This window comes from Curtobacterium sp. MCBD17_021, assembly GCF_003234525.1.
GTDB lineage: Bacteria > Actinomycetota > Actinomycetes > Actinomycetales > Microbacteriaceae > Curtobacterium.
The window spans coordinates 1-24,187 of the sequence record NZ_QKTS01000008.1; the positions used below are offsets into that span (position 1 = coordinate 1).

At 71.9% G+C, this 24,187-nt stretch carries 19 protein-coding genes and 1 other RNA gene; 11 read left to right on the plus strand and 9 right to left on the minus strand.

Translation table 11 applies throughout. The annotated features are described in order from the left end of the window. Positions 1 to 69: 69 nt before the first annotated feature. Both DEI83_RS08765 and DEI83_RS08770 read right to left on the minus strand, forming a co-directional pair. Positions 70 to 2,070, minus strand: coding sequence for a maltotransferase domain-containing protein (locus tag DEI83_RS08765; protein WP_258371133.1), 2,001 nt, complete (start codon positions 2,068 to 2,070; stop codon positions 70 to 72). A gap of 84 nt (positions 2,071 to 2,154) precedes the next feature. Next, entirely contained in the window at positions 2,155 to 4,206 is a 2,052-nt protein-coding gene (locus DEI83_RS08770; RefSeq protein WP_111081591.1) for a glycogen-debranching protein, read from the minus strand. Between the two features lie 58 nt (positions 4,207 to 4,264). On the opposite strand from DEI83_RS08770, the gene DEI83_RS08775 reads away from it, so the two are divergent. The 7 genes from DEI83_RS08775 to DEI83_RS08805 all read left to right on the plus strand — a co-directional run bounded on the left by DEI83_RS08775 (position 4,265) and on the right by DEI83_RS08805 (position 10,555). Continuing rightward, positions 4,265 to 5,428 (plus strand): cysteine desulfurase family protein, encoded by a 1,164-nt coding sequence (locus DEI83_RS08775; RefSeq protein WP_111081592.1) that lies wholly within the window; start codon positions 4,265 to 4,267, stop codon positions 5,426 to 5,428. 81 nt (positions 5,429 to 5,509) lie between these two features. After that, complete coding sequence (gene prfB / locus DEI83_RS08780; RefSeq protein ID WP_111081593.1) at positions 5,510 to 6,619, plus strand: peptide chain release factor 2; 1,110 nt, start codon at positions 5,510 to 5,512, stop codon at positions 6,617 to 6,619. Positions 6,620 to 6,714: 95 nt separating this feature from the next. Beyond that, a complete protein-coding gene (gene ftsE / locus DEI83_RS08785) occupies positions 6,715 to 7,470 on the plus strand; it encodes a cell division ATP-binding protein FtsE (protein ID WP_111081594.1) in 756 nt (251 codons plus the stop codon). Further along, positions 7,467 to 8,381 (plus strand): permease-like cell division protein FtsX, encoded by a 915-nt coding sequence (gene ftsX / locus DEI83_RS08790; RefSeq protein ID WP_111081595.1) that lies wholly within the window; start codon positions 7,467 to 7,469, stop codon positions 8,379 to 8,381. Before ftsE ends, ftsX begins: the two co-directional genes overlap by 4 nt. Before the next feature lie 120 nt (positions 8,382 to 8,501). Further along, positions 8,502 to 8,978, plus strand: a complete 477-nt coding sequence (gene smpB, locus DEI83_RS08795) for an SsrA-binding protein SmpB (RefSeq protein WP_111052779.1) — start codon at positions 8,502 to 8,504, stop codon at positions 8,976 to 8,978. 127 nt (positions 8,979 to 9,105) lie between these two features. Then, positions 9,106 to 9,481, plus strand: a transfer-messenger RNA (tmRNA) gene (gene ssrA / locus DEI83_RS08800). 168 nt (positions 9,482 to 9,649) lie between these two features. Next, positions 9,650 to 10,555, plus strand: coding sequence for a hypothetical protein (locus tag DEI83_RS08805; protein ID WP_111081596.1), 906 nt, complete (start codon positions 9,650 to 9,652; stop codon positions 10,553 to 10,555). 7 nt (positions 10,556 to 10,562) lie between these two features. Here DEI83_RS08805 and DEI83_RS08810 read toward each other — a convergent pair whose 3' ends face one another. The 4 genes from DEI83_RS08810 to DEI83_RS08825 all read right to left on the minus strand — a co-directional run bounded on the left by DEI83_RS08810 (position 10,563) and on the right by DEI83_RS08825 (position 17,034). Continuing rightward, positions 10,563 to 11,867, minus strand: coding sequence for an LLM class flavin-dependent oxidoreductase (locus DEI83_RS08810; protein WP_111081597.1), 1,305 nt, complete (start codon positions 11,865 to 11,867; stop codon positions 10,563 to 10,565). Continuing rightward, positions 11,867 to 13,222 carry an O-acetylhomoserine aminocarboxypropyltransferase/cysteine synthase family protein gene (locus DEI83_RS08815; protein ID WP_111081598.1) on the minus strand — a complete coding sequence of 452 codons (1,356 nt, stop codon included), beginning with the start codon at positions 13,220 to 13,222 and terminating at the stop codon, positions 11,867 to 11,869. The genes DEI83_RS08810 and DEI83_RS08815 overlap by 1 nt, the downstream gene beginning before the upstream one ends. A gap of 171 nt (positions 13,223 to 13,393) precedes the next feature. After that, positions 13,394 to 14,113 carry a M50 family metallopeptidase gene (locus tag DEI83_RS08820; RefSeq protein WP_181431138.1) on the minus strand — a complete coding sequence of 240 codons (720 nt, stop codon included), beginning with the start codon at positions 14,111 to 14,113 and terminating at the stop codon, positions 13,394 to 13,396. A 170-nt stretch (positions 14,114 to 14,283) separates the two neighbouring features. Continuing rightward, a complete protein-coding gene (locus tag DEI83_RS08825) occupies positions 14,284 to 17,034 on the minus strand; it encodes a LuxR family transcriptional regulator (RefSeq protein WP_111081599.1) in 2,751 nt (916 codons plus the stop codon). Positions 17,035 to 17,520: 486 nt separating this feature from the next. Here DEI83_RS08825 and DEI83_RS08830 point away from each other — a divergent pair, with 486 nt between their 5' ends. Then, a complete protein-coding gene (locus tag DEI83_RS08830) occupies positions 17,521 to 19,083 on the plus strand; it encodes an MFS transporter (RefSeq protein ID WP_258371134.1) in 1,563 nt (520 codons plus the stop codon). A gap of 83 nt (positions 19,084 to 19,166) precedes the next feature. Here the strand turns inward: DEI83_RS08830 and DEI83_RS08835 are convergent, their stop codons facing one another. From DEI83_RS08835 to aroA, 3 genes are read right to left on the minus strand one after another with little or no spacing between them, the layout of a single operon-like run. Then, positions 19,167 to 19,952: an inositol monophosphatase family protein gene (locus DEI83_RS08835; protein WP_111081601.1), complete on the minus strand. Its 786-nt coding sequence runs from the start codon at positions 19,950 to 19,952 to the stop codon at positions 19,167 to 19,169. Between the two features lie 45 nt (positions 19,953 to 19,997). Next, complete coding sequence (gene rsgA, locus DEI83_RS08840; RefSeq protein WP_111081602.1) at positions 19,998 to 21,050, minus strand: ribosome small subunit-dependent GTPase A; 1,053 nt, start codon at positions 21,048 to 21,050, stop codon at positions 19,998 to 20,000. Then, entirely contained in the window at positions 21,047 to 22,426 is a 1,380-nt protein-coding gene (gene aroA / locus DEI83_RS08845) for a 3-phosphoshikimate 1-carboxyvinyltransferase (protein WP_111081603.1), read from the minus strand. Before aroA ends, rsgA begins: the two co-directional genes overlap by 4 nt. 152 nt (positions 22,427 to 22,578) lie before the next feature. Here aroA and DEI83_RS08850 point away from each other — a divergent pair, with 152 nt between their 5' ends. The 3 genes from DEI83_RS08850 to DEI83_RS08860 are packed head-to-tail and all read left to right on the plus strand — an operon-like array spanning position 22,579 to position 24,098. Next, a complete protein-coding gene (locus DEI83_RS08850; protein WP_111081691.1) occupies positions 22,579 to 23,361 on the plus strand; it encodes a sigma-70 family RNA polymerase sigma factor in 783 nt (260 codons plus the stop codon). After that, positions 23,358 to 23,600: a zf-HC2 domain-containing protein gene (locus DEI83_RS08855; RefSeq protein ID WP_111081604.1), complete on the plus strand. Its 243-nt coding sequence runs from the start codon at positions 23,358 to 23,360 to the stop codon at positions 23,598 to 23,600. The genes DEI83_RS08850 and DEI83_RS08855 overlap by 4 nt, the downstream gene beginning before the upstream one ends. A gap of 60 nt (positions 23,601 to 23,660) precedes the next feature. Further along, entirely contained in the window at positions 23,661 to 24,098 is a 438-nt protein-coding gene (locus tag DEI83_RS08860; protein WP_111081605.1) for a GNAT family N-acetyltransferase, read from the plus strand. The last annotated feature ends 89 nt before the right edge of the window (positions 24,099 to 24,187 follow it).

Consider the following 24,187-nt stretch of genomic DNA (forward strand, 5'->3'; position numbering starts at 1 on the left):
GCGGGGGCGGGACCGGAGGCAGGCCGGGGCCGTTCTGGGCGGTCTTCTGCTCCGGTGTGTTCGGGTCGGTCATCGGTGCGGTCCTTCCACGACGAGCAGGTGCACGGGCTCCTGGAAGGCATCCAGGCGCACGTAGTTGGAGGTGCCCCAGGTCCAGCGGGCGCCGGTCACGACGTCACGGACGTCGAACTCGGTGCCGGGCTCGAGCCCGAGGGCGGTGAGGTCGAGGTGCACGGTCGTCTCCCGCGCGGAGTGCGGGTCGACGTTCGCCACGACGATCACGGTGTCGTCCCGGCCCGACCGGTTGTACTGCCCGGGCAGGTGCTTCGAGTACACGACGATGGCGTCGTCCTCGGCGGAGTGCACCGTGGTGTTCCGCAGCTGCCGGAGCGCGGGGTGCGCCGACCGGAGGCGGTTGAGCATCGTCACGTACGGGGCCAGGCTCGCGCCCTCGGCCTCGGCGAGCGCGAAGTCACGCGGCTTGTACTCGTACTTCTCGTTGTCGATGTTCTCCTCGGAACCCGGCCGGGCGACGTCTTCGAAGAGCTCGTAGCCGGAGTACATGCCCCAGGTCGGGGCCCCGGTCGCGGCCAGTGCGGCGCGCACCTTGTACCCGGCACGGCCGCCGTACTGCAGGAACTCGGTGAGGATGTCGGGCGTGTTCACGAACAGGTTCGGGCGCAGGTACGCGCTCGTCTCGTGGGAGAGCTCGTCGAAGTACGTCTCGATCTCCTCCTTCGTGTTCCGCCACGTGAAGTACGAGTACGACTGCTGGAACCCGGTCTCGGCGAGCGCCCGCATCATCGCCGGGCGGGTGAACGCCTCGGCGAGGAACACGGTGTCGGGGTGCTCGTCGCGGACCTCGCGGATGACGCGCTCCCAGAACCAGAGCGGCTTGGTGTGCGGGTTGTCGACGCGGAAGATCCGGATGCCGAACGCGATCCAGTGCCGCAGCACGCGCAACACCTCGGCGACCAGGCCCTCGGGGTCGGTGTCGAACTGGATCGGGTAGATGTCCTGGTAGCGCTTCGGCGGGTTCTCGGCCGTGGCGATGGAGCCGTCGGCGCGGACCGTGAACCACTCCGGGTGCTCGGTGACCCAGGGGTGATCGGGGGAGCACTGCAGGGCGAAGTCGAGCGCGACCTCCATGCCGGTGTTCTTCGCCGTCTCGACGAAGGCGCGGAAGTCGTCCTCGGTGCCGAGGTCGGGGTGGATGGCGTCGTGCCCACCCTCGGGGCCACCGATGGCCCAGGGGCTGCCGGGGTCGTCCGGGCCCGCGGTCAGGGTGTTGTTGGGTCCCTTGCGGGCGGTGGTGCCGATCGGGTGGATCGGCGGCAGGTAGACGACGTCGAAGCCCATCCGGGCGACGGCGGGGAGACGACGGGCCGCGGTGCGGAAGTCACCGCTCTTCCACGAGCCGTCCGGGTTGCGCTTGGCGCCCTCGCTGCGGGGGAAGAACTCGTACCAGGCACCGACACCGGCGCGGGTGCGCTCGACGTCGAGCAACTGGGTCGCGGAGACCGTGCGCAGCGAGGTGAGCGGCGACTCGGCCAGTTCGGCGACGATGCGGGGGTCGTCGACGGCGGCGAGGCGTTCGGCCGGGTCGAGGTCCTCGTCACGGACACGGGCCGCTGCACGGGCGGCGGCGGGCGAGTCGGTCTCGGCGGCGAGCCGGTCGAGCAGCGCGGCACCGTCGAGCAGGGTCGCCTCGGTGTCGACACCGGCGGCGATCTTCAGCCGGGCGCCGTGCACCCAGCTGGCCCAGTCGTCGGAGAACGACTCGACGTGCCACTCCCAGACGCCGACGCCGTCGACCTGGACGGTCGCTTCGTAGCGGTCGGTGCCGGGTGCGACGAGGGTCAGCGGGACGGTGCGGGTCGCGCCGTCGGGCCGGACGAGGACGAGGTCGGCGCCGATGACACCGTGCCCCTCCCGGAAGACGGTCGCGCCGAACGTGATCACCTCCCCGTCGAAGCCCTTGCCCGGGAAGCCGTTCGGCGTCGTCGGGGCGAGTTCGGTGATCGGGATGCGCCCGATCTTCGGACGCCGGGGTCGGTCTACGGAGGCCACGGAGCAGACGCTACCCGGCTGGGCCGTCCGTGTTCCCCGTTTGGTGTTCCGGGGCCCGCGGACCGGGGGTGGCGCGACGGGCCGTCAGACGACCTCGAAGACGTGGATGCCGGGTCCGTAGGCGGTGAAGACGGTCCCGGCGGGGCGGTGTCGGTCGTGGTCCCGGTGCTTCTCGTTCGACCACGCCAACCGGTACGCGAAGACGTCCTCGCGGGACGGCAGCGTGAGGTCGCGGGTCCGTCCGCTGCCGTGCACGACGACGAGCACCCGGTCGTACGGCTCGTGCTCCGGCGTGGACTCGACGAAGTACTGCAGCGCACGGTGGATGGGCTGGTCCCATCCCTCGGCGGTCATCGGCAGGCCGTCCGGGCCGTACCAGGTCATCCGGGACGCCGACGGCGTGGTCTGCCCGGGGACGCCGAAGCGCGACGGGCGGAGTGCCGGGTGCGCGGCGCGGAGCCGGGTGAGGGCGGCGACCGTCTCGGTCATGGACTCGGCGTCCTCGTCGTCGGACCAGTCCACCGGAGTGAGGTCGTCCGAGACGACGTAGGCGTTGTTGTTGCCGTTCTGGGTCCGGCTGCGCTCGTCACCGGCGGTGATCATCGGGACCCCGGCGGACAGCAGCACGGTCGCCATGAGGTTCCGCATCGACCGCCCGCGGGCAGCACGGACGCCACGGTCGGCCGTCTGCCCCTCGATGCCGTGGTTGAAGGACCGGTTGTCGTTCGAGCCGTCGCGGTCGTCCTCACCGTTCGCCCGGTTGTGCTTGTGGTCGTACGACACGAGGTCGTGGAGGGTGAAGCCGTCGTGGGCGGTGACGAAGTTGACGCCGGACAACGGCCCGCGCTCGGCCCCGAACAGGTGGCGCGACCCCGTGAGGGCGCCGGCGAGCCCACCGATCCCGGTGTCGGGTGCGCCGCGCCGACGTTCGTCGGCGACGTCCTCGAGCCAGAACTTCCGCACGGTGTCCCGGAAGCCGTCGTTCCACTCGAGGGTGCGCGCGCCGAACGACCCGGTCCGCCACCCGTCCGGTCCGACGTCCCACGGCTCGGCGATGACGAGCGTGTCCTGCAGGTCCGGGTGCGAGCGGATGCGGTCGAGCAGCGGGTGCTCCGGGTCGAAGACGTGGTCGGCGTCCCGGGCGAGCGCGGCCATCAGGTCGAAGCGGAACCCGTCGACCTGGACCTCGCGCGCCCAGTAGCGGAGGCTGTCGACGACGAGGTCGGCGGTCGCCGCCACCGAGGTGTCGAGCGTGTTGCCGCAGCCCGTGGTGTCGTAGTAGCCGTCAGTGTCGTTCCAGCGGTAGCGGTTCGCCCCGTCGATGCCACGGAGCGACGTGGTCGGGCCGCCGAGCCCCTCCTCTGCCGTGTGGTTGTACACGACGTCGAGGACGACCTGGATGCCGGCCTCGTGGAGCAGCCGCACCATGCCCTTGAACTCGCGGAGGACACCGTCGGCACCGGCTGCCCGCGCGGCGGCGGAGGCGTGACCGGCGTGCGGGGCGAAGAAGCCGAGCGTGTTGTAGCCCCACGCGTTCTCACGGCCGGCCTCGCGGAGCCAGCGTTCGGTGTCGAAGGCCTGCACGGGGAGGAGCTCGAGCGTCGTCACCCCGATGCGCTGCAGGTGCGCGATGGTGCTCTCGTGCGCGATGCCGGCGTACGTGCCGCGGAGGTCAGCGGGGACGGCGGGGTTCGCGCTCGTCAGGGTCCGGACGTTCGCCTCGTACACGACTGCGCGGTCGCGGGGCACCTCGGGCTTGCCGACCCCGCCCCAGTCGAAGCCGTCGTCCACCACGACGCTCGTCCAGCGGGGAGCACCGGCCTCGTCGTCGGTCGCGCCGTCCGCGCTCGTCGCGACGATGCCGCGCGCGTACGGATCCAGGAGCGGCCGCGTCGGGTCGAACTCGTGCCGTGGGCCGGTCGGCCCGTCCACGAGCAGGTGGTAGGTGTCACCGACCTGCACGCCGGGGGTCACCGCGGCCCACAGGTCCGTCTCGCCCTGACGGGCCAGTTCGAAGCGACCGCGGCCGTCGACGACCACCGCCGCCGCGGTCGCCGTCGCCGACCGCAGCGCGAACCGCCGGTCGCCGCCGTCGAGCCGGAAGCCCGGAATGGTCTCGATCGCCGTCTCGTACACGCCACCAGGGTACGAGGCCAGCCGGGTATCCTGAAAACGCTCCAGAAAGGGGTACCCCGTGCCCGTCTACCTCGACCACGCCGCGACCACGCCGATCCTGCCCGCGGCGCTCGCCGCGTTCACCGACGCACTGGCCACCGTCGGCAACCCGTCGTCGATCCACAGCGCCGGCCAGCGGGCCCGGATGCTGCTCGAGGACGGTCGCGCCCGGGTCGCCGCGTCGCTCGGCGCCGACCCGGTGGAGGTCGTCTTCACCTCGGGCGGCACCGAGAGCATCAACCTGGCGGTGAAGGGCCTGTTCTGGGCGCGGCAACGCGACCGTCGGCGTCCGCGCATCGTCGTGCCCGCCGGCGAGCACCACGCGACGGTCGACACCGTCGACTGGCTGGAGCGCCATGAGGGCGCCGTCGTCGACGTCGTCCCGCTCGACGCCCAGGGCCGCGTCGACCTGGCCGGACTGGAGGCCCGACTCGCCTCCGCCGACGACGTCGCCCTCGTCACGTTCCTGTGGGCGAACAACGAGGTCGGCACCGTGCAGCCCGTCGATCGGATCGTCGCCCTCGCACACGCGGCCGGCGTCCCGGTGCACAGCGACGCGGTCGCCGCCTACGGCCAGGTCCCGGTCGACTTCGCCGCATCGGGTCTCGACGCGCTGAGCGTCTCGGCGCACAAGATCGGCGGTCCGGTCGGCGTCGGTGCACTCGTGCTCGGCCGCCGGGCCGTCGTCGAGCCCCTCATCCACGGCGGTGGTCAGCAGCGCCAGGTCCGGAGCGGCACACAGGACGCGCCAGCCGCCGCCGCGTTCGGGGTCGCCGCCGCAGCACCGCACGCCGACGTCCGACACCTGCGTGACCGGCTCGTCGCCGGGGTCCGGGCCGCGGTGCCGACCGCGGTGCTGATGGGGGACCCGGACGACCGACTCCCCGGCAACGCGCACTTCACGTTCCCGGGCTGCGAGGGGGACTCGCTGCTGTTCCTCCTCGACGCCGCCGGGGTCGCGGTGTCCACCGGATCGGCGTGTCAGGCCGGCGTGCCGGAGGCCTCGCACGTGCTGCTCGCGATGGGGCTCAGCGAGGACGACGCGCGCGGTGCGCTCCGCATCACACTGGGGCACACCTCGACGGACGACGACGTCGACGCGTTCCTGGCGGCGCTGCCCGCTGCGGTGGCGCGCGCGGGTGCCGCCGGCATGGCGTCCCGGGAACCGTCGCTCGGACGCTGACCGGCCGACCCGGTCCCGCGAGCGGCGGGACGGAGCCGGCCCGGTCCTCCCGGCCGGGAAGCGCCGGTAGGATCGGGGACCATGGTCGAACTGGACATCGCCGAACAGCTCAACGCACTCCGCGTGACCTTCGGGAACATCCGCTCGGTGGTCGACGTGGACCGCCTCGAGCGTGAGATCGCGGAGCTGAGCGAGCAGGCCGGCGCGCCCGACCTGTGGGAGGACACCGACCACGCGCAGCAGGTGACGAGCGCGCTCGCCCACCGGCAGGCCGAGCTGAAGAAGCTCACGGCCACCGAGCAGCGCCTCGACGACCTCGAGGTCCTGGTCGAGATGGCGAACGAGGCGGAGGACCAGGAGTCCGCTGACGAGGCGATCGCCGAACTGGCCGCGATCACCAAGACCATGGGCGAGCTCGAGGTGCAGACCCTCCTCGACGGCGAGTACGACGACCGGCCCGCCGTCATCACCATCCGCGCCGGTGCCGGTGGTGTCGACGCGGCCGACTTCGCCGAGATGCTCATGCGCATGTACCTGCGGTACGCCGAGCAGCACGACCAGAAGGTCACCGTGATGGACACCTCCTACGCGGAGGAAGCGGGCATCAAGTCCGCCACGTTCGAGGTCGACGGTCCGCACGCGTTCGGCACGCTGTCGGTCGAGGCCGGCACGCACCGTCTGGTCCGCATGTCGCCGTTCGGTGCCGCGGGCAAGCGTCAGACGTCCTTCGCCGCGGTCGAGGTCATCCCGCTCATGCCGGAGACCGCCGTCATCGACATCCCGGAGAACGACATCCGCGTCGACGTGTTCCGTTCGTCCGGGCCCGGTGGGCAGTCCGTCAACACGACCGACTCCGCCGTGCGCCTGACCCACCTGCCGACCGGCACCGTCGTGTCCATGCAGAACGAGAAGTCGCAGATCCAGAACCGGGCCGCGGCCATGCGCGTGCTGCAGTCGCGCCTCCTGCTCCTCAAGAAGGAAGAGGAGAACGCGAAGAAGAAGGAACTCGCCGGCACGATCACGGCCAGCTGGGGCGACCAGATCCGCAACTACGTGCTCGCGCCGTACCAGATGGTCAAGGACCTGCGGACGGAGTACGAGGTCAACAACCCGTCAGCGGTGTTCGACGGCGACCTCGACGGCTTCATCAACGCCGGCATCCGCTGGCGGAAGCGTCCCGACGAGGACTGAGCGGCGAGCCAGGGCCGATCTGACCGAGCTCGCTGGTCCCTCCAGCCGCGCGCCTGGAGCGGGATCACCGGTTCGCGACCTACCCTGATCCGGTCATGATCAAATTCGACCAGGTCACCAAGGTGTACTCGGGCAACCCGAGTCCCGCTCTCGACAACGTCACCCTCGAGATCCTCAAGGGTGAGTTCGTCTTCCTCGTCGGTGCGTCCGGCTCCGGGAAGTCGAGCTTCCTCCGGCTCGTCCTGAAGGAGGAGAAGCCCTCCCGCGGGCAGATCCACGTCCTCGGCCAGCGGCTCGGCGCACTGTCGTCCCGCAAGGTCCCGTACTTCCGTCGCAACCTCGGCGTCGTGTTCCAGGACTTCCGGCTGCTGCCGAACAAGAACGTCTTCGACAACGTCGCGTTCTCGCTGCAGGTGATCGGCAAGAGCAAGGGCTTCATCAGCGAGTCCGTCACCGACGTCCTCAAGCTCGTCGGGCTCTCCGGCAAGGCGACCCGGATGCCGCACGAACTCTCCGGTGGCGAGCAGCAGCGCGTCGCGATCGCCCGCGCGGTCGTCAACAAGCCGGCTGTCCTGCTCGCCGACGAGCCGACGGGCAACCTCGACCCGACGACCTCGGCGGGCATCATGGCGCTCCTCGAACGCATCAACCAGGGAGGCACGACGATCCTCATGGCCACGCACGACGCCAGCATCGTCAACCAGATGCAGCGACGGGTCATCGAGCTCTCCGGCGGCACGGTCCTCCGTGACGAGCAGGCCGGCGGCTACCAGACCCAGGCGCTGCCGATCCAGCGTGGCACCGTGTCGAACACCACCGGCATCCAGACGATCCCGGGGCTCATCCGATGAGGCTCGGTCTCGTCATGGCCGAGGTCGGCTCCGGCCTCCGCCGGAACGCCTCGATGGTGGTGTCGGTCGTCCTCGTGACCTTCATCTCGCTGACCTTCGTCGGCACCGCGATCCTGCTCCAGATGCAGATCAACCAGATGAAGGGGTACTGGTACGACCGTGCCCAGGTCGCCGTGTACCTGTGCACCGACACCGACACCACGGGCAACTGCACCGGCGCGAAGGCCACCGACGACCAGCGCGCGCAGATCAAGCAGCAGCTCGAGTCGTCGACGCTGCAGCCGTACATCGAGAAGTCGTACTTCGAGGACCAGCAGGACGCCTACACGCGGTTCAAGCAGCAGTTCAAGGACTCGCCGGCCACGGAGTTCGTCAAGCCCGAGTACCTCAACGAGACCTTCTGGGTGAACCTGAAGAACCCGTCGCAGGCGGACGTGCTCGTCGAGAGCCTGTCGAAGGTCGCGGGCGTGCAGAGCGTCGTCGACCAGCGCGGGTACCTGCAGCCGATCTTCAACCTGCTGAACGCCTCGTCGTACACGGCGATCGGCATCGCGTCCCTCATGCTCATCGCGGCGGTGCTGCTCATCGCGACGACGATCCGACTGTCGGCGTTCTCGAGACGCCGCGAACTCGGCATCATGCGGCTGGTGGGCGCGTCGAACCGCTTCATCCAGACGCCGTTCGTGCTCGAGGGGGTGATCGCCGCCGCGGTGGGCGCTGTCCTGGCTGGCGGCGCGATCCTGGCGGTGGTGTGGTTCTTCGTCCGGAACTACCTGACGAAGCGCTTCTCGGGCACGGCGTTCATCGGGATGGACGACGCGGCCATCGTCGTCCCGGCGGTGATCGTGATCGGCGTGATCCTGGCGGCGGTGTCGGCGTCGATCGCCATCCGTCGCTACCTCAAGGTCTGACCCGGCGGCTCCGACCGCCCACGACGGGCCCGTGGACCGGGAAGGTGCGCGGGCCCGTCGGTGTTCGATATGCTGGGCGGCTCGCAGGGGCGAGCGCACACCATCGAGAAGGAGCCGGGCATGGCGAAGGAACGCGGGGAGAAGGTCGTCGCGACGAACCGTCGTGCGCGCCACGACTACCTCATCGAGGACACGTACGAGGCCGGCATGGTCCTCAGCGGCACCGAGGTGAAGTCCCTGCGCGAAGGACGGGCATCGCTCGTCGACGGGTACGCCTTCGTGGACGCGGGAGAGGCCTGGCTCGACGCTGTGCACATCCCCGAGTACACCGAGGGGACGTGGAACAACCACGCGCCGCGACGCAAGCGGAAGTTGCTCCTCCACAAGCAGGAGATCGTGAAGATCTCGCACAAGACGTCGCAGGGTGGCTACACCCTCGTCCCGATGAAGATCTACTTCTCGGACGGTCGAGCCAAGGTCGAGATCGCGGTCGCGAAGGGCAAGCGCGAGTTCGACAAGCGCCAGGCGCTGCGCGAGAAGACCGACAAGCGTGAGGCCGAGCGGGCCATGCGCTCACGGAACCGTCTCGGCGAGTGATCAGCCGGGCCGACTAGCGTCGACACCGTTCAGCCGGTAGACTGAACAGCTGCCTGCACCAGTACCCTCCGGGGCCGCAGGCGTGACAACTCAACAGCGTGACAGTGGTCCGCACGACGGCCTGCATGGGGATGATCGGTTTCGACATCGCCTGTGTGCCGACGGGAAGCGGGCCGAGGACCCACGGTCATCTCGTCAACGATCCGTGGAAAACAACAAGTGCCAATTCCAAGCGCACTGACTTCGCTCTCGCTGCGTAAGCAGCCCAGCACATGAAGTCCGTCGGCCAGGTGATCGTTCCCTAACCTGAGTCCGGCGTCATCCAGGGGACTTGCTGCGCGGTTGTGCCTCAGGGCCGTGCGGGACTTGCACTGAGACTGGGCCTGTCGTCCGAGAAGCCGGTAGCAACGGACGGGGCCGAGCAGAACGCACATCCGGATACGCCCGTAGAAGACGTCGAATTGCAGCGATGGACGGGGGTTCGATTCCCCCCATCTCCACCACCTGCCGATCGTCGGACCACTGTCACGTGAGTCGTCACCGAACGCCCCGCACCGTCCCCGGACCGTGCGGGGCGTTCTGCATGCCCGGGCGTTCTGCTCGTCCGGGTGCTGACGGCGGCCTGCCCGTTCGTGGAGCTGCCGGGCGTGAGGACTACGCTCCGGGGCACGGTGCCGCACCCCGCCGACGCCGTCCCGAGCGAGAGGTACCCCGTGCAGGAGATCGCGATCCGAGTCCGACTGCGAGAGCAGGACCGTCTGGGCCTGGCCGAGTACGAGCGCATCGTCGGGTCGGTCGCCTCGGTCGCAGCCGTCGTCGCCTGGCTGCCGAAACCCGACGCGCGCCTGGTGCTCCGTGGGCGGGGTGCCGAGCCGGTCCGGCTCGAGACGATGTCCTACGGCGCGGTCTTCGAGATGCTCGTGGTGCTGGACCAGCGGGATCCCGCGGTCGAGGAGGCAGCCGCAGCGGTCGCCGCGCTGGTCGAGTCCGTACGCCACGAGCACGTCGAGGACGACGTCGCCGGTGTCGCGGGTGAGCTCGACCGGCTCGACCGTTCGGCTCCGCGCGGCCGGAGCCAGCCGGAGCGCGCGCTGCGGACTTTCCTCGAGTCCGCGCGTGCGGACGCGTTGGCCCGTCGGTCGACGACGAGGCTCCGGGCCGCCCAGGCGCTGCTGCGACTGGCCGAGTCCGGTGCCGAGATCGTGGTCGAGCGGGTCGAGGACGCGCTCGCTCCGGTGGTCGAGGAGCAGGCGGTCGACGTCCTCGCGGACACCGGCAGAACGGTGGTCGTCGAGCCGGTCGACGGGGTCGCGGCCCCGGACGACGACGACGCAACGGGCGGGGCCGCTGACGTGGACCAGCAGGACGGCGGCAAGAAGTCGGACAAGAAGAAGTCGGACAAGAAGAAGTCGGACAAGAAGAAGGACGGCAGCAAGCAGTCCGACAAGAAGACGTCCGACAAGAAGAAGGACGCCGGCAAGAAGTCGGACGAGAAGCAGGACGGCGGCAAGAAGTCGGACCAGAAGAAGTCGGACAAGAAGAAGTCGGACAAGAAGAAGTCGGACAAGAAGAAGTAGCGAGGGGTCAGAAGTCGAACAGGTTGGCGCGGATGCCCCCGTCGCCGTACTCGCGACGCAGGAGCCCGCGCTGCCGGAGCACCGGCACCAGGTCGCCGAGCATCCGGTAGACCTGCGCAGGGTGCAGGTCGCCGGACAGGATCACGCCGTCGTTGTCCGCGTCGGTGGCCAGCTCCTCGATGAAGTCCGCGAACTCGTCCGCCGTCCCGACGAACCCCGACCGGTCGGCGACGCGGCCGAGTCGGGCCTTGCGGGTGAGCAGCTCGCGCAGCGGAGCGTCCGGTGTGTCGCCGACGAGACCACGGACGGTGCCGGCCGAGACGTGGTCGGCGAAGGTGCCGTCCGGGATCGGGGCGTCGAGGTCGAGCGCGAGCAGGTCGGTCTCGGAGTCGCTCGAGAACGCCAGGGCCACGGCGCGCAGGTCGTCGTCCGACGGGTGCCGTGATGCCTCGACGATGCGGTCGGCCTCGGCGGCCGAGGAGACCAGGACGGGCTTGAGGACGAACAGGACGCGCAGGTCGGTCAGGCTGCGGCCGGCGAGCGCTGCGGCGTCGTGGACCTTCCGCCGGTAGGCCGAGACGGCTGCCGCGGACAGGGGCGCGAGGGCGAGCTGCACGTCGGAGTACGCCCCCGCGAAGCCGAGGCCGCGGCCCGAGCCGCCGGGGGAGACCACGACGGGGTCGTCGTCGAGGGGGAGGGCGTTGAGCGGCCCGGCGGTGCGGAAGTGCCGGCCCTCGTGGGTGAACGCGTCGAGTGCGGCCCCGTCGGCGAAGTGCCAGTCCGACTCGGAGCCGACGTACCCGGGACCCCACGAGTGCCAGAGGCGTCGGAGCAGCCCGATCCACTCCTCGGCGCGGTCGTAGGCGGCGTCGTGCGGCAACGGGTCGAGGCCGGCGTGCCGGGCGCTGCCCACGTCCGTGACGACGTTGACGCCGAGTCGGCCGGACGACAGGTGCGCGAGCGTGGCGAGCTGCCGAGCGGCGAGGTACGGCGGCGTGACCCCGGCGTTCACCGTCGGTGCCACGCCGATGTGCCGGGTGGCGGCGAACAGCCACGGGGCGAGCAGGAGCGGGTCGTGCTTCGGACCCCCGTACGCCTGCCGGATCCGGAGGTCGAGCGTCGACGGGTCCCCGAGCGAGACGGCGTCCTCGGCGATGACGAGGTCGAACCCTGCGTCCTCGAGCGCCCGCACCGACTGCTGGTACAGGTCCGGCCTCGTCCAGTCGTACCCCCAGTGCCAGTCCGCCCGGCCCCACGCCTGCGGACCGAACCCGCGCGAGAAGAAGTAGCCGATGTGCTGCAGGCCGGCCATCAGCGCGCTCCGGCGACGGTCGCGGCGGAGGCGGGGCGGGCCTCCCGGCCGACGACGGCGGCTCGGCGCACGGCGGCGAAGCCGCGTTCCAGGTCGCCGATGAGGTCCGCGACGTCCTCGATGCCGACCGACAGGCGGACGAGCCCGTCGCCGATGCCCTGCGCGGCGCGTTCCGCGGGAGTCCTGCCGGCGTGCGTGGTCGACGCGGGGTGCAGCACGAGCGACCGGACGTCGCCGAGGTGGGTCATCCGGCTGAACAGCGTCACGGCGTCGATGAGAGCGTGCGCGGCCGGCTCGCCGCCGGCGAGCGTGAAGGCGAACACGGACCCGGCACCGCGGGGCAGGTACCGCTGGGCGAGGTCGTGGTGCGGACTGGAGGCGAGCCCCGCGTGGTCGACGCTCGTCACCTCCGGCTGCGCCTCCAACCACGTGGCCACGGCGAGCGCGTTCGCGACGTGGCGCTCGACCCGGAGCGACAGCGTCTCGATGCCCTGTCGGAGGAGGAACGCGTTGAAGGGCGACGGGGCCGGGCCGATGCGGGCCGCGACGACTTCCCGCGCGTACGCGATGAACGCGCGGTGGCCGGAGCGCTCGACGTGGCTCGCGCCGCCGAGCAACCGGTCCGGCCGGGTGAGGTGCGGCCAACGCTCGGGTGTGGCGCTCCAGTCGAACCGGCCGCCGTCGACGACGACCCCGCCGAGACCGGCGCCGTGGCCCGACAGGAACTTCGACGCGGAGTGGATGACGATGTCGGCGCCGTGGTCGACCGGCTGCACGAGGTACGGGGTGGCCAGGGTGTTGTCCACGACGAGCGGGACCCCGGCGCGGTGGGCGACCTCGGCGACGCCGGAGATGTCGAGGACGTCGTTCTTCGGGTTCGGGATCGTCTCGGCGAAGAACAGCTTCGTCTCGGGACGGACCGCGGCGGCCCACGCGTCGAGGTCGCGCGCATCGGCGACGAAGTCGACCTCGATGCCGAGCCGCCCGAGGTTCTGCAGGAGCAACCCCCGCGTCCCCTCGTAGATGCTCGCGGCGCTGACCACGTGGTCACCCGCGGCGACCAGCCCGAGGAACGCGACCGTCGCCGCCGCCTGGCCGCTGCCGACCAGGATCGCCTCGACACCGTGCTCCAGCAGGGCGACGCGACGCTCGACGTCACCGTTCGTCGGGTTGCCGAGCCGGGTGTACGTGTAGCCGTCGTCGGCTCCCGCGAAGCGGTCTCGGGCCTGCGCGGCGTCGTCGAAGAGGAACCCCGACGACATGTGGATCGCGGGGACGCGTGCGCCGTGTCCGGCGTCGGGCAGGAACCCGCCGTGCACCTGTTCGGTCGCGAACCCGTGTCGTTCGTGGGCCATCGATCCACCTCCGTACTGCCGTCGTGGCCGGTACTCTCGCAGGCCCGGCGGGGAGTGTGAGCGAATGCGGCGTCGCGTTACGGCGCGGGTCGACGGGCCTGCGTCGTCGGCCCGCCACCGGCGACGGGGAGAGCTGGGCAGGACGCACGCCGACGACCTCGGAGCCGCGGCCTAAGCGCCGACGAGTGCCCCGATGCCGACCACCACGGTGTCCCGGACGGCCAGCAGCGGTTCGCGGGCAGCCCACACCGCGAGCCCGTTGACCGCGAGGAACAGCACGAACCAGACGACGGCGGGCAGCCGCATCTCGGCCGCGGCGATGTGGAAGTCCGTCTGCACCCGTGCCCCCGTCAGCAGCCAGCGGAGTACCTGGAGCAGGGAGCGGAGCCCGTCGACCAGGAACGCGGCGCCGAGGGCCGCGACGACGAGCAGGGTGAGCTCGGAGGGCCGGAGGGCAACCCACAGCGCGAGGGCGTCGAACCCGACGACGACGAGCAGGCCGAACCAGTTCCGGACGAAGGCCAGGGCGACCAGACCGACCACGCCGAGCACGACGACCGGCAGCCAGGGTGAGCCGACGACCGCACCGGTGACGAGGAGCACGCCGGCCCAGAGCGGCGCGCTGTACCCGGCGAAGAGGTTCAGCACCCGGACGAGCCACCGGACGGCCCCGGGGACCCGGCCGAGGGACACCCACGCCTCGCCCGACCCGTCCGGGTGCAGGTCGATGCGCCGGATGCGGCCGCCGAAGGGCACGACGACGACGCAGTGGCCGACCTCGTGCGCGATCGTCGCGGCGAGGCGGGCGATGCGTCCGAGGAACGGCACGAGGGGCAGCACGGCGCCGATGAGGAGGGCGCCGAACACGGCGGAGGCGGGCAGCGTGGTCAAGCCGCCATCGTCCCAGACGAGGCGCTGGCGTTCACTGGGAGCCGGAGCCGGAACCGGAGCCGGAGCCACGGGAGCGGACGAGAGCGAGGCCGGGGCCGCCGCCCGTCCCCGGGTCAGGCGGGGACGGACGACGGCGGTCCTCGGGCAGCGGAGCTCCGACGGGGCGGGCGCTACCCGAGCAGCGCCACCAGGTGCGAGCGCGACCGAGCGCCCACCTTCCGGTAGATCTGCGTGAGCCGCAGCTCGACCGTCCGCTGCGACATGTAGAGCGACGAGGCGATCTCGCGGTTGCGGTACCCCTCGGTCACCTTCTGCACCACGGCCTGCTCCTCGGCGGTGAGCAGGGGGAGGACCGGGACGGCGTCCGGAGCGCTCCCCGGTGTCGTCAGCGACGGTGCGGCGACGATCCGCGCCGTGCCGACCGGCGCCACGCCGGACTGAGCGGCGCGGACCCCGTCGCCGTCCGCGCCGTGCGGGACACCGGGGCCGAGCGGTGGCATCGCCGCCTCGTCGTGCGGCGCGACGAGCGGACGCCGGAGTCCCGCGGCCTCGAAGGCCGCCGCAGCCGTCGCGCCGAGCCGTGCCCGGTCCGGACCGGTGCTCGTCGCGGCGAGAGCGGCCAGCGTCCTCCCGCGCTCGTACTGCGAGTCGGTCGGCTCGAACAGCACGAGCGCCCGGTGTCGTGCGGCCTCCCTGGTGTCCTCGTCGGCGACGAGCGCGAGGCTCCGCGCCAGCACGAGGGCACCCCAGCGGGACGGGTGCGCCCGGTGGTCGGCAGCGAGCCGAGCGGTGGTGGACCGTGCTTCGTCGATCCGGCCGAGACGGACGTACGTCTCGACGAGGTCCCCGAGGTGGCGGAGGATCGTCGGGTTCCGCAGGGTGCGGCCGATCGCGTCCGCCGTCTCGAGCGCGGTGACCGCCTCGGCCGGTCGGTCCTCGGACAGCAGGACCCGACCACGGAACGCGTGCAGCTTCGCCGTCGCACCCCACAGCCCACTCGTGGACCGGACCGCGAGACACCGGTCGAGGACGTCGAGGGACGCCTGCGGACGCCCTTGGATGAAGGACCGCCACGCGATCGCGATCGCCCGCGAGGGCTCCCGGAGACGCTCGACCACGCTCGACCCGGACTCCCAGACGTCGATCGCCCGGCGGGCGAGGCGGAAGTCCCCCGATCGCACCTCGTTCTCCGCGCTGAGGTACCGCGCGGCCTCGATCCACACCGGCGCCGTCTGCGTGGACCGGGTGAGGACCAGCGCGAACACGCGCTGGGCGCTGCGGTGTCGGTCGGACAGGCTGAGTGCGTGCGCGAGCATGAGCAGCGCCGGCTCGGACAGTGCGAGGAGGGCCGGCGTGGCGAGGCCGTCGTGCAGGTCCTGGTCCGGTGGGAGGGAAGCGGCGACCGCGGCCACCATGGTCCGTGCCGCCTGCAGGACCTGCGCGGTCGGCGCGGGGAGGTCACGCTCGTACGGTTCGGCGCGCTGCAGGAGTGCCCGGGCCTGGTCCAGCTCCCATGCCTCCGCCCGGAAGCTGGCGACCATGACCACGAGACCCGCGACGGCCGTCGCCTCGGCAGCGTCCGCGGCGTCTTCGGGGACGAGGAGTTCGTCCCCCTCGACCGCTTCGCCGCTCAGGTACTGCACCGAATGGTGCAGCCGGAGGCGGCGCACGTCGTCGAGGCGGGACGCGAACGGCTCGATCGCGGCGAGGTACCGGGCCGCGTAGCCGAGGAGCCGGCGTGCGAGCAGCACCTCAGCGACGGCCAGGAGTGCCAGGTGTTCCGACTCGGAATGCGTCCCGACGTGCAGGGCCCGTTCGGTGAGCGTGACCGCGGCACCTGGTTCGCCCTCGGCGGCGTAGGCCCGTGCTGCGTGCAGCAACGCGACCGCGTCCGGTTCGTCCGCGGTGAAGCTCCGGTGCCACGCAGCGGCATGCGGGTCCGACCGGTCGGCCGACGCGGCGAGCTCGGCATGGGCCGCGCGTCGGTCACGCGTCGGCATCCCCCAGTGCAGCCACGAGCGCACGAGTGGCGAGCGGACCGCGATCGACGGCCCGCGGACCGTGACGAGGCCGAGGGCCGCGAGGTCCTCCACGACGTCCCGGTCCCACTCCGGTCCGCCCGCACGGGTGACGGGCACCAGTGCCAGGCGGGACAGGACCTCGAGGTCACGGCTGCCGACCCCGGCGACGGCGGAGGCCGCGATCCGGGCGATGGTGGGGGTCGGGCGCAACGGCAGCACCAGCGGCTCGGAGCCGAGCAGCTGTTCCCGCCGGAGCATGCCGAGCTGTTCGCGGAGCACGCCGGGGTTGCCGGCGGTCTGCTCGGCGACGACCGCCAGCACGCCGTCGTTCGCGTCGTCGGCGGCCATGCTCCGGGCGAGCAGCAGGGCCTCGTCGGCGGGGAGGGCCTCCAGGCGCATCGAGGGCAGGGCGGCGAGCGGACCGCTGGACGGCAGGCTCGACACCGTCGCCACGATGCGCAGCGACGTGCCGGCCAGCCGACCGGCGAGGAACGCGATGAGCGTCTGACTCGCCGGGTCCATCCGGTCGAGGTCGTCGATGAGGACGAGCGTCGGCGGGAGCCGCAGGGTGCGCAGCGTGGCGAGGAGGTCGTGCGCCACGACGACCGCTCGGGACGGTTCCGCGTCGCGCACGCTGCCGAGGATCCTCGTGACGTGTGCGGCGGCCCGAGGATCGTCGAGCGCGCCGAAGAGGGTCGTCACACCGCTGAGCGGCCAACGGGACTCGGTCCCGTTGACACCGATGCGGACGACGGGGACGGGGACACGGCTGCTGGCCGCGTCGAGGACGCTCGTGCGTCCGGAGCCGGGGTCGCCGACGACGACCAGCGCGGACTCCCGGGGGAGTGCTGCGAGGGTCGTGATCCGGCCGACCTCAGTGCGTCGACCGGTGAGTTCCATCAGGACTCACCGGCCTCCGGCGCCAGGGACGGGGGAGCAGGACGGACCGCCGGGGGAGCCGGCGACGGGGGAGCCCGCGGCGAGGTGGGTGGCCCCGCGGAGGGTGGTGCCGGCGAGCGACGGGTGGGTGGCCCGGCTCGCTGACTGGTTCGACGTGTGGACAGATCGCGGACGACGAGCCTGGGTGGGCTCGGTTCCGCTCGGGAACGATGATGTCATCGTCGTGATCACCCCTCGGGTTAGGGTCTTCGGACGAGATGACGGCGGGCCGGCGCACTCCGGGACCAGGGATCCCGACGGGTACTGACCTGCCGCCAGGAGAACGGTAACCCACCATCGACCGCGCCGAGACGATCGTCAGTCGACCATCCGGATCGCCCTGCCCCCAGTCCGGGGGGTCTTCTGCCCCGTCCCCAGGTCGCCGTGGTACCGAGCGGGGTACAGACCCGGTGAGGCGTGGGGGTCCACCCGCGTACAACAGGTGCGGTGGAACAGCGGACTGAGGACCAGCAGCGGTGGCGGGCGTTCGGGGTGTGCGTCGCGGTGGCGGCTCTGACGATCCTGGACCTGTCGAAGGTGAACGTCGGACTCCCGTCGATCGAGCAGTCCCTCGACGCCACGAGCTCGTCGTTGCAGCTCATCGTCGCCGGCTACGCGCTCGCGTTCGGCCTCGCGCTCGTCCCGGCGGGGCGGCTCGGCGACCTCAAGAACCGGCGGCTCCTCTTCGTCATCGGACTCGTGGCGTTCACCGTCTCGAGCCTGCTCTGCGCCGTCGCCCCGACCATCGAGGTGCTCATGGTCACCCGGATCCTTCAGGGGTTCGCCGCCGGGACCCAGATGCCGCAGGTGATCGGTCTCGTCCAGCAGCTGTTCCGCGGTGCCGAACGCGGACGGGCGTTCGGGCTCTTCGGCGCCGTGATCGGCGTCGCGACGGCCCTCGGCCCGACCATCGGCGGCGGGCTCATCGCGCTCGGCGGCGAGCAGGACGGCTGGCGACTGCTGTTCTGGATGAACGTGCCGCTCGGGGCAGTGGCGCTGTTCTTCGCCTGGCGGCTCCTGCCCCGCGGGTCGCAGGGCGCGGCGTCGGACCGCGAACTCGACATCGTCGGGATCCTGCTGCTGGGCGTCGCGATCGTCTCGCTCATGCTGCCGTTCGTGACGACCTCGGGAGGCGGCGGATCGGCTGTGCGATGGCTCTGGCTCGTGGTCTTCGCGGTGTTCCTCGTGGCGTTCATCCTGTGGGAGCAGGGGTACAAGCGGCGGGGGAAGTCGCCCGTCGTGCACTTCGAGCTCTTCCGGCTGTCGTCGTACCGGAACGGCCTGGTGATCGTCGCGGTGTACTTCGCCGCCCTGCCGGCGTCCTTCCTCATGGTGACGCTGTACCTGCAGGAGGGCCTCGGCCTCGCCCCGGTCTTCGCCGGCATGGTGAGCATCCCGTTCGCGATCACGAGCGCGGTCGGTTCCTACATCGGTGGGCGCGTGGTGAACCGGATCGGTCGGGCGCTCGTCGTCGCCGGCCTCGCGGCGGTCGTCGTCGGGTTCGTGCTCCTCATGCTCGCCGCGGTCCTCACCCCACCGGAGGTCACGCCATGGGCGATGGCCGGCGCGTTCCTCGTCGGCGGCCTCGGCGGCGGCTTCGTCGTCTCGCCGAACCAGACCCTGACCCTCGCCGAGATCCCGGTGGAGCAGTCCGGGGTCGCCGGGTCGATGCAGCAGCTCGGGCAGCGTGTCGGCACGGCCATCGGCACGGCGGTCGCGACGAGCATCTTCTACGGCATCGTGCGGAGCGAGTCGTCGGGGTCCGGGTCCGGCGACCGTCTGGACGCGTACCACGACGCCTTCCGGAGCGGCACCACGTTCACGGTGTCGCTCATCGCGTTGGCGCTCGTGCTCGCGGTGCTCGACCTGCTCGTGCGCCGGCGCGCAGCGAAGCGGGACGAGGGCGCCGGCGGCGGTCACGGGTCCACCGGGGGAGACGGGTCGGGGCGCCACACGGCGGACCGGACGACCGAGGGCGACCACGTCGCCGAGGCGCGCCGAGCGGACTGAGGCTGGTCGGGCCTCCCGGCCGTCGGCGCTGCCGACGGGCTCGGGACCCGGCCTGTGCGGCGGCGGGCCCGTCCCGGTGCCGGTCAGGCCCGGCGGATGACCTCGACGACGGCGTCGTGGACCAGACCGTTGGAGGCGAGCGCGCTGCCGTGCCACGGCCCCGGGTCGCCGTCGAGCGAGGTGAGACGCCCGCCCGCCTCCTCGACGATCGGGACGAGGGCGGCGATGTCCCACGGCTTGAGGTCGGGCTCACCGGCGACGTCGAGGACGCCCTCGGCGACCATCATGTACGACCACATGTCGCCGTAGGCGCGGGTACGCCAGACGCGGCGGGACAGCGTCACGAGCGCGTCGAGCCGGTCGTCGTCGTCCCACTGCTGCAGCGAGTTGTAGCTGAGGCTGGCGTCTGCGAGGGCGGCGACGCCGGACACGTGCAGGGGCCCGTCGAACGAGTGCGCCCCGAGGCCCTCGGCCGCCCACCAGCGCTTGCCGAGGGCGGGGGCGCTGACGACGCCGAGGACCGGACGGCCGTCGACCACCAGCGCGATGAGGGTCGCCCACACGGGGACGCCGCGCAGGTAGTTCGCGGTGCCGTCGATCGGGTCGACCACCCACTGCCGGTGACCCTCGCTCAGCGCGTCGGCGCCGGTGTCCGCGGTGGTCTCCTCGCCGAGGAACGCGTCGTCCGGGCGTTCGACGGCGAGCCGCTCGCGCAGCGCCCGCTCGACGGCCTGGTCGGCGTCGGTGACCGCGGTGTGGTCGGCCTTCTCCGTGACGCGCAGGTCGGCGGCTCGGAACCGGTCGAGGCTGATCGCGTCGGCGGTGTCGGCGAGGGAGCGGGCGAAGTCCAGATCGGCGCTGAGGTCCACGTGCGCCAGCGTACCGGCGGTCAGGAGGACGGCCGTGCTGTCGGGCTACGCCGTGCCGGGGTCCTCGGCGCCCATGCCCGTCAGGAGCGCGCGGAACGAGTCGAGCCGCTCGATGCCCGTCGGTCCGAGCTCGCCGCCCGCCACCCGGTCGACGATCTCCCAGTCGTGCGCCTGGTGGAGCGGGATGCCGTCCGGGGCGTCCTGCACCGGCACCGCGTGCGACGCGAACGCCCGGAACACGTTCTCCGGCTGGACGTGCCCGAGCCCGAACGACCGCACCCCCGGGGTGTCGATGATCCAGCCGCCGTCGCGGACGCGGAGCGCGACGGACGACGACGACGTGTGCCGACCGCGCCCGGTCACGGAGTTCACGACACCGATCGCCCGCGTGGAGCCGGTCAGTGCGTTCACGAGGGTCGACTTGCCCACGCCGGAGTGCCCGACGGTGACGGTCACCTTGCCGTCGAGGAGTTCGTGCAGTGCCTCGTGCGGCACGTCGTCGGCTCGACTCGTCACGATGCGCAGGTCGAGGCAGGCGAAGTGCGCGAGGAACGGTGCCGGGTCCGCGAGGTCGGTCTTCGTGATGCAGAGGACCGGGTCGAGGCCCGCGTCGAACGCGGCCACCAGGTACCGGTCGATCAGGCGGGGCCGGGGCTCGGGGTCCGCCGCGGCCACCACGATGAGCATCTGGTCGGCGTTCGCCACGATGACGCGCTCGACCTCGTCCGAGTCGTCCGCACTCCGACGGAGCAGGGTCGTCCGGTCGGCGACGCGGACGATGCGGGCGAGGGTGCCCTCGTCGCCGGACACGTCACCGGTCAGCGAGACGTGGTCGCCCGTGACGACGGACTTCCGGCCGAGCTCCCGGGCCTTCGTCGCGGTGATGACGTGCTCGCCGTCGTCACCCGACACGAGCACGCCGAAGCGCCCGCGGTCGACGTTCGTCACCCAACCGGTCGGGGCGTCCTCGTAGGTGGGGCGGGTCTTCGTCCGCGGCCGGTTCCCCTTGGGGTTCGGCCGCACCCGGACGCTCGACTCGTCGTACTGGCCGTACGGCTCGTCCTCGTCCCCGCCGTCGGTGTCGTCCCACCAGCTCATGCCGGTCCTCCCTGTCCCGTGGTGGTGACGCCGCTCGTCCCGGCGGTCGCGACCAGTCCGGCCCACAGCTCGGGGAACTGCGGCAGCGTCTTCGCGGTGGAGCCGATGTCATCGACCGACACCCCGTCGGTCACGAGCCCGACGACGGCGCCGGCGGTGGCCATGCGGTGGTCCTCGTAGGCGGCCCAGGCGCCGCCCGACAGCGGTGCCGGCTCGATCCGGAGGCCGTCCTCGCGTTCCGTCACCGCGCCTCCGAGGCCGTTGACGTCCGCGGCGAGCGCCGCGAGTCGGTCCGTCTCGTGCCCGCGGAGGTGCCCGATGCCGGAGACCTCGCTCGGGCCGTCGGCCAAGGCCGCCAGCGCGACGAGTGCCGGGGCGAGTTCGCCGCCGCGGGTCAGGTCCAGCTCCACACCCGGCAGGGAGGCCCCACCGCGGACGCCGACGCCGCCGTCGAACACCAGGTCCGCACCGTGGCGCGTCACGGTCGCGCCCCACAGCGGCAGGAGCGTCTCGAGGTCGGCGCCGACCTGGGTCGTCTCGGTCGGCCACGTCCGGATCCGGACCGTCCCCCCGGCCACGAGCGCGGCGACCGCGAAGGGAGCCGCGTTCGAGAGGTCGGGCTCGATCGTCACGTCACGCGCCGCGATCGGACCGGGGTGCACGACCCACTCACCGACCGTCGGCTCGTCGACCCGGACACCACGGGCGCGCAGGACGTCGATCGTCATCGCGATGTGCGGCATGCTCGGCAGGCGCTCGCCGACGTGGCGGAGGTGCAGGCCCTCGTCGAAGCGCGGTGCGGACAGCAGCAGGCCGGAGACGAACTGGGACGATGCCGAGGCGTCGATGTCGAGCGTGCCGCCGCGGACCGAGCCGGAGCCGACGAACGTGAAGGGCATCGCGCCCGCACCGTCGTCGGTGACGTCGACGCCGAGGTCCACGAGCGCTCGGATGATCGCCGCCATCGGGCGCTTGCGGGCGTAGGGGTCGCCGTCGATCGTGACGGGCCCCTCGGCCAGGGCTGCGAGGGGCGGCAGGAAGCGCATGACCGTGCCCGCGAGGCCGCAGTCCACGCGCGCGCCGCCGTGCAGGGCAGCGGGGGTCACCCGGAGGTCCGGACCGTACGGGTTCACCGGGTCGCCCGCGGCCGGATCGACCTCGTCGATGCCGACGCCGAGCTGTCGGAGCGCCGTCGTCATGAGTGCGGAGTCCCGTGAGTGCAGGGGCAGCCGGATGGTCGAGGGGCCGTCCGCGAGGGCCGCCAGGACGAGCTCACGGTTCGTCAGCGACTTCGACCCGGGCAGGGCGACGTCCCCGGCGAGCGGGCCCGGCGCGACGGGGGCGGTCCAGGGGCGGGAATGCGTCGTGGCTGCCATCGGTTCACCACACTACTGAACCCATCGGGAGGAGCACGGTGATCGCACTCGCACCGTCACGACCGGCCGCCGCGGACCTGCTGCCGTCGGCCGTCACGACGCTGGCCGAGCCGCAGGGCCCGGACATCCGCGTCCGCCTAGACTGGCGGGCGATGACGACCGACGAACCGCAGCACGCACCGGACGACCTGGTCGAGGAGACCGAGGCGCAGCTCGACGCCGTCGAGGACGAGGAACTCGTCGACGACGAACCCGTCGACGCGAAGACGGTGTCGGAGCACGAGCTGCGCCGGTTGTTCGAGGACCAGGCGCTGCCGTTCATGGACCAGCTCTACGGCGCCGCCATGCGGATGACCCGCAACCCCGCCGATGCGTCCGACCTCGTGCAGGAGACCTTCGTCAAGGCGTTCGCCGCCTTCCGACAGTTCCGCCAGGGCACGAACCTCAAGGCGTGGCTCTACCGGATCCTCACCAACACGTTCATCAACACGTACCGCAAGAACCAGCGGAACCCGTACCAGGGCACGATCGACGAGCTCGAGGACTGGCAGCTGGGCGGCGCGGAGAGCGTGACGCAGTCGATCTCGGCGCGGTCCGCCGAGGCGGACGCCATCGACCACCTGCCGTCCTCCGCCGTGAAGGACGCGCTGCAGGCCATCCCGGAGGACTTCCGCATGGCCGTCTACTTCGCCGATGTCGAAGGGTTCTCCTACCAGGAGATCGCCGACATCATGAAGACCCCCGTGGGGACGGTCATGAGCCGCCTCCACCGTGGGCGCCGGCTCCTGCGCGGACTGCTGGCGGACCACGCACGCGAGACCGGTGTCGTCCCGGACGCAGCGTCGACGGCGACGATGCGCGGACGAGGCCGAGGTGCAGGCACGCGGGCGGCCACGACGGCCGGTTCCCGCTCGACCCGGAAGGACGCACGATGAGCGGGTGCGACTGCTCGAAGGCGAAGGCGGAGCTCGAGGAGTTCCTCCACGACGAGCTCCGTCACGAGGACGCCGCGGACATCCGCGAGCACATGGACGGGTGCGAGGACTGCCTCACGGAGCACCGTGTCGGCGTGGTGCTCATGGAGACCGTCAAACGAGCGTGCCAGGAGACCGCCCCGGAGCGGCTCCGTGACGAGGTCCTCGCTCGACTCCGTGCGGTGCAGTCGACCCACTGACCCGACCCCGGCCGCGTCACACCACACGGTGGCGCCGTCGCGAGCGGGTAGGGTGCGGGCATGACCGACGCCGAGCCGATCAGCACCTGGACCGAACCCGACGTCGCCGCGGTGACCGACCTGATGCGCCTGCTCGGGCACCAGGTCGAGCCCGACGCCATGCGGTCGCGGCTCGAGCGCCTCACGTCCGAGGCGGGGCACCGCACCTGGGTCGTCCGCGGTGACGACGGTCGACCGATCGCGGTCGCCGGAGCGCAGGTCACGTGGACCTACGCCGGTGACGAGCCGACCGCGCAGCTCCTGCTGCTGGTCGTCGACCCCACGGCCAGGAGGCACGGCACCGGTTCCGCGCTCCTCGGCACCTTCGAGACGTGGGCGGCCGAGCAGGGCGCACGCCGACTGTCCGCCGTCAGTGCCGCGGCGACCGACAACGCGCACCGCTTCTACCAGCGCCGCGGCTACCACGAGGCCGGAGTCCGCTACACGAGGTTGGTCTAGCGAACGCTGTTGCATCCCTCGCGAACGTCGGAGCGCCTCGTGCTGGAGTCCATCGGACTTCTGCACGAGGCGCTTCCTGGTCGGCTCAG

What these genes read in the sequence shown, in the direction of transcription:
- rsgA (WP_111081602.1), bottom strand. Translation starts at nt 21,050, where the DNA reads ATGAGCTGGTGGGACGACACCGACGGCGGGGACGAGGACGAGCCGTAC.
- DEI83_RS08825 (WP_111081599.1), bottom strand. Translation starts at nt 17,034, where the DNA reads ATGGAACTCACCGGTCGACGCACTGAGGTCGGCCGGATCACGACCCTC.
- DEI83_RS08810 (WP_111081597.1), bottom strand. Translation starts at nt 11,867, where the DNA reads ATGGCCGGCCTGCAGCACATCGGCTACTTCTTCTCGCGCGGGTTCGGT.
- ftsE (WP_111081594.1), top strand. Translation starts at nt 6,715, where the DNA reads ATGATCAAATTCGACCAGGTCACCAAGGTGTACTCGGGCAACCCGAGT.
- DEI83_RS08855 (WP_111081604.1), top strand. Translation starts at nt 23,358, where the DNA reads ATGAGCGGGTGCGACTGCTCGAAGGCGAAGGCGGAGCTCGAGGAGTTC.
- DEI83_RS08860 (WP_111081605.1), top strand. Translation starts at nt 23,661, where the DNA reads ATGACCGACGCCGAGCCGATCAGCACCTGGACCGAACCCGACGTCGCC.
- prfB (WP_111081593.1), top strand. Translation starts at nt 5,510, where the DNA reads ATGGTCGAACTGGACATCGCCGAACAGCTCAACGCACTCCGCGTGACC.
- ftsX (WP_111081595.1), top strand. Translation starts at nt 7,467, where the DNA reads ATGAGGCTCGGTCTCGTCATGGCCGAGGTCGGCTCCGGCCTCCGCCGG.
- DEI83_RS08850 (WP_111081691.1), top strand. Translation starts at nt 22,579, where the DNA reads ATGACGACCGACGAACCGCAGCACGCACCGGACGACCTGGTCGAGGAG.
- smpB (WP_111052779.1), top strand. Translation starts at nt 8,502, where the DNA reads ATGGCGAAGGAACGCGGGGAGAAGGTCGTCGCGACGAACCGTCGTGCG.
- DEI83_RS08815 (WP_111081598.1), bottom strand. Translation starts at nt 13,222, where the DNA reads ATGGCCCACGAACGACACGGGTTCGCGACCGAACAGGTGCACGGCGGG.
- aroA (WP_111081603.1), bottom strand. Translation starts at nt 22,426, where the DNA reads ATGGCAGCCACGACGCATTCCCGCCCCTGGACCGCCCCCGTCGCGCCG.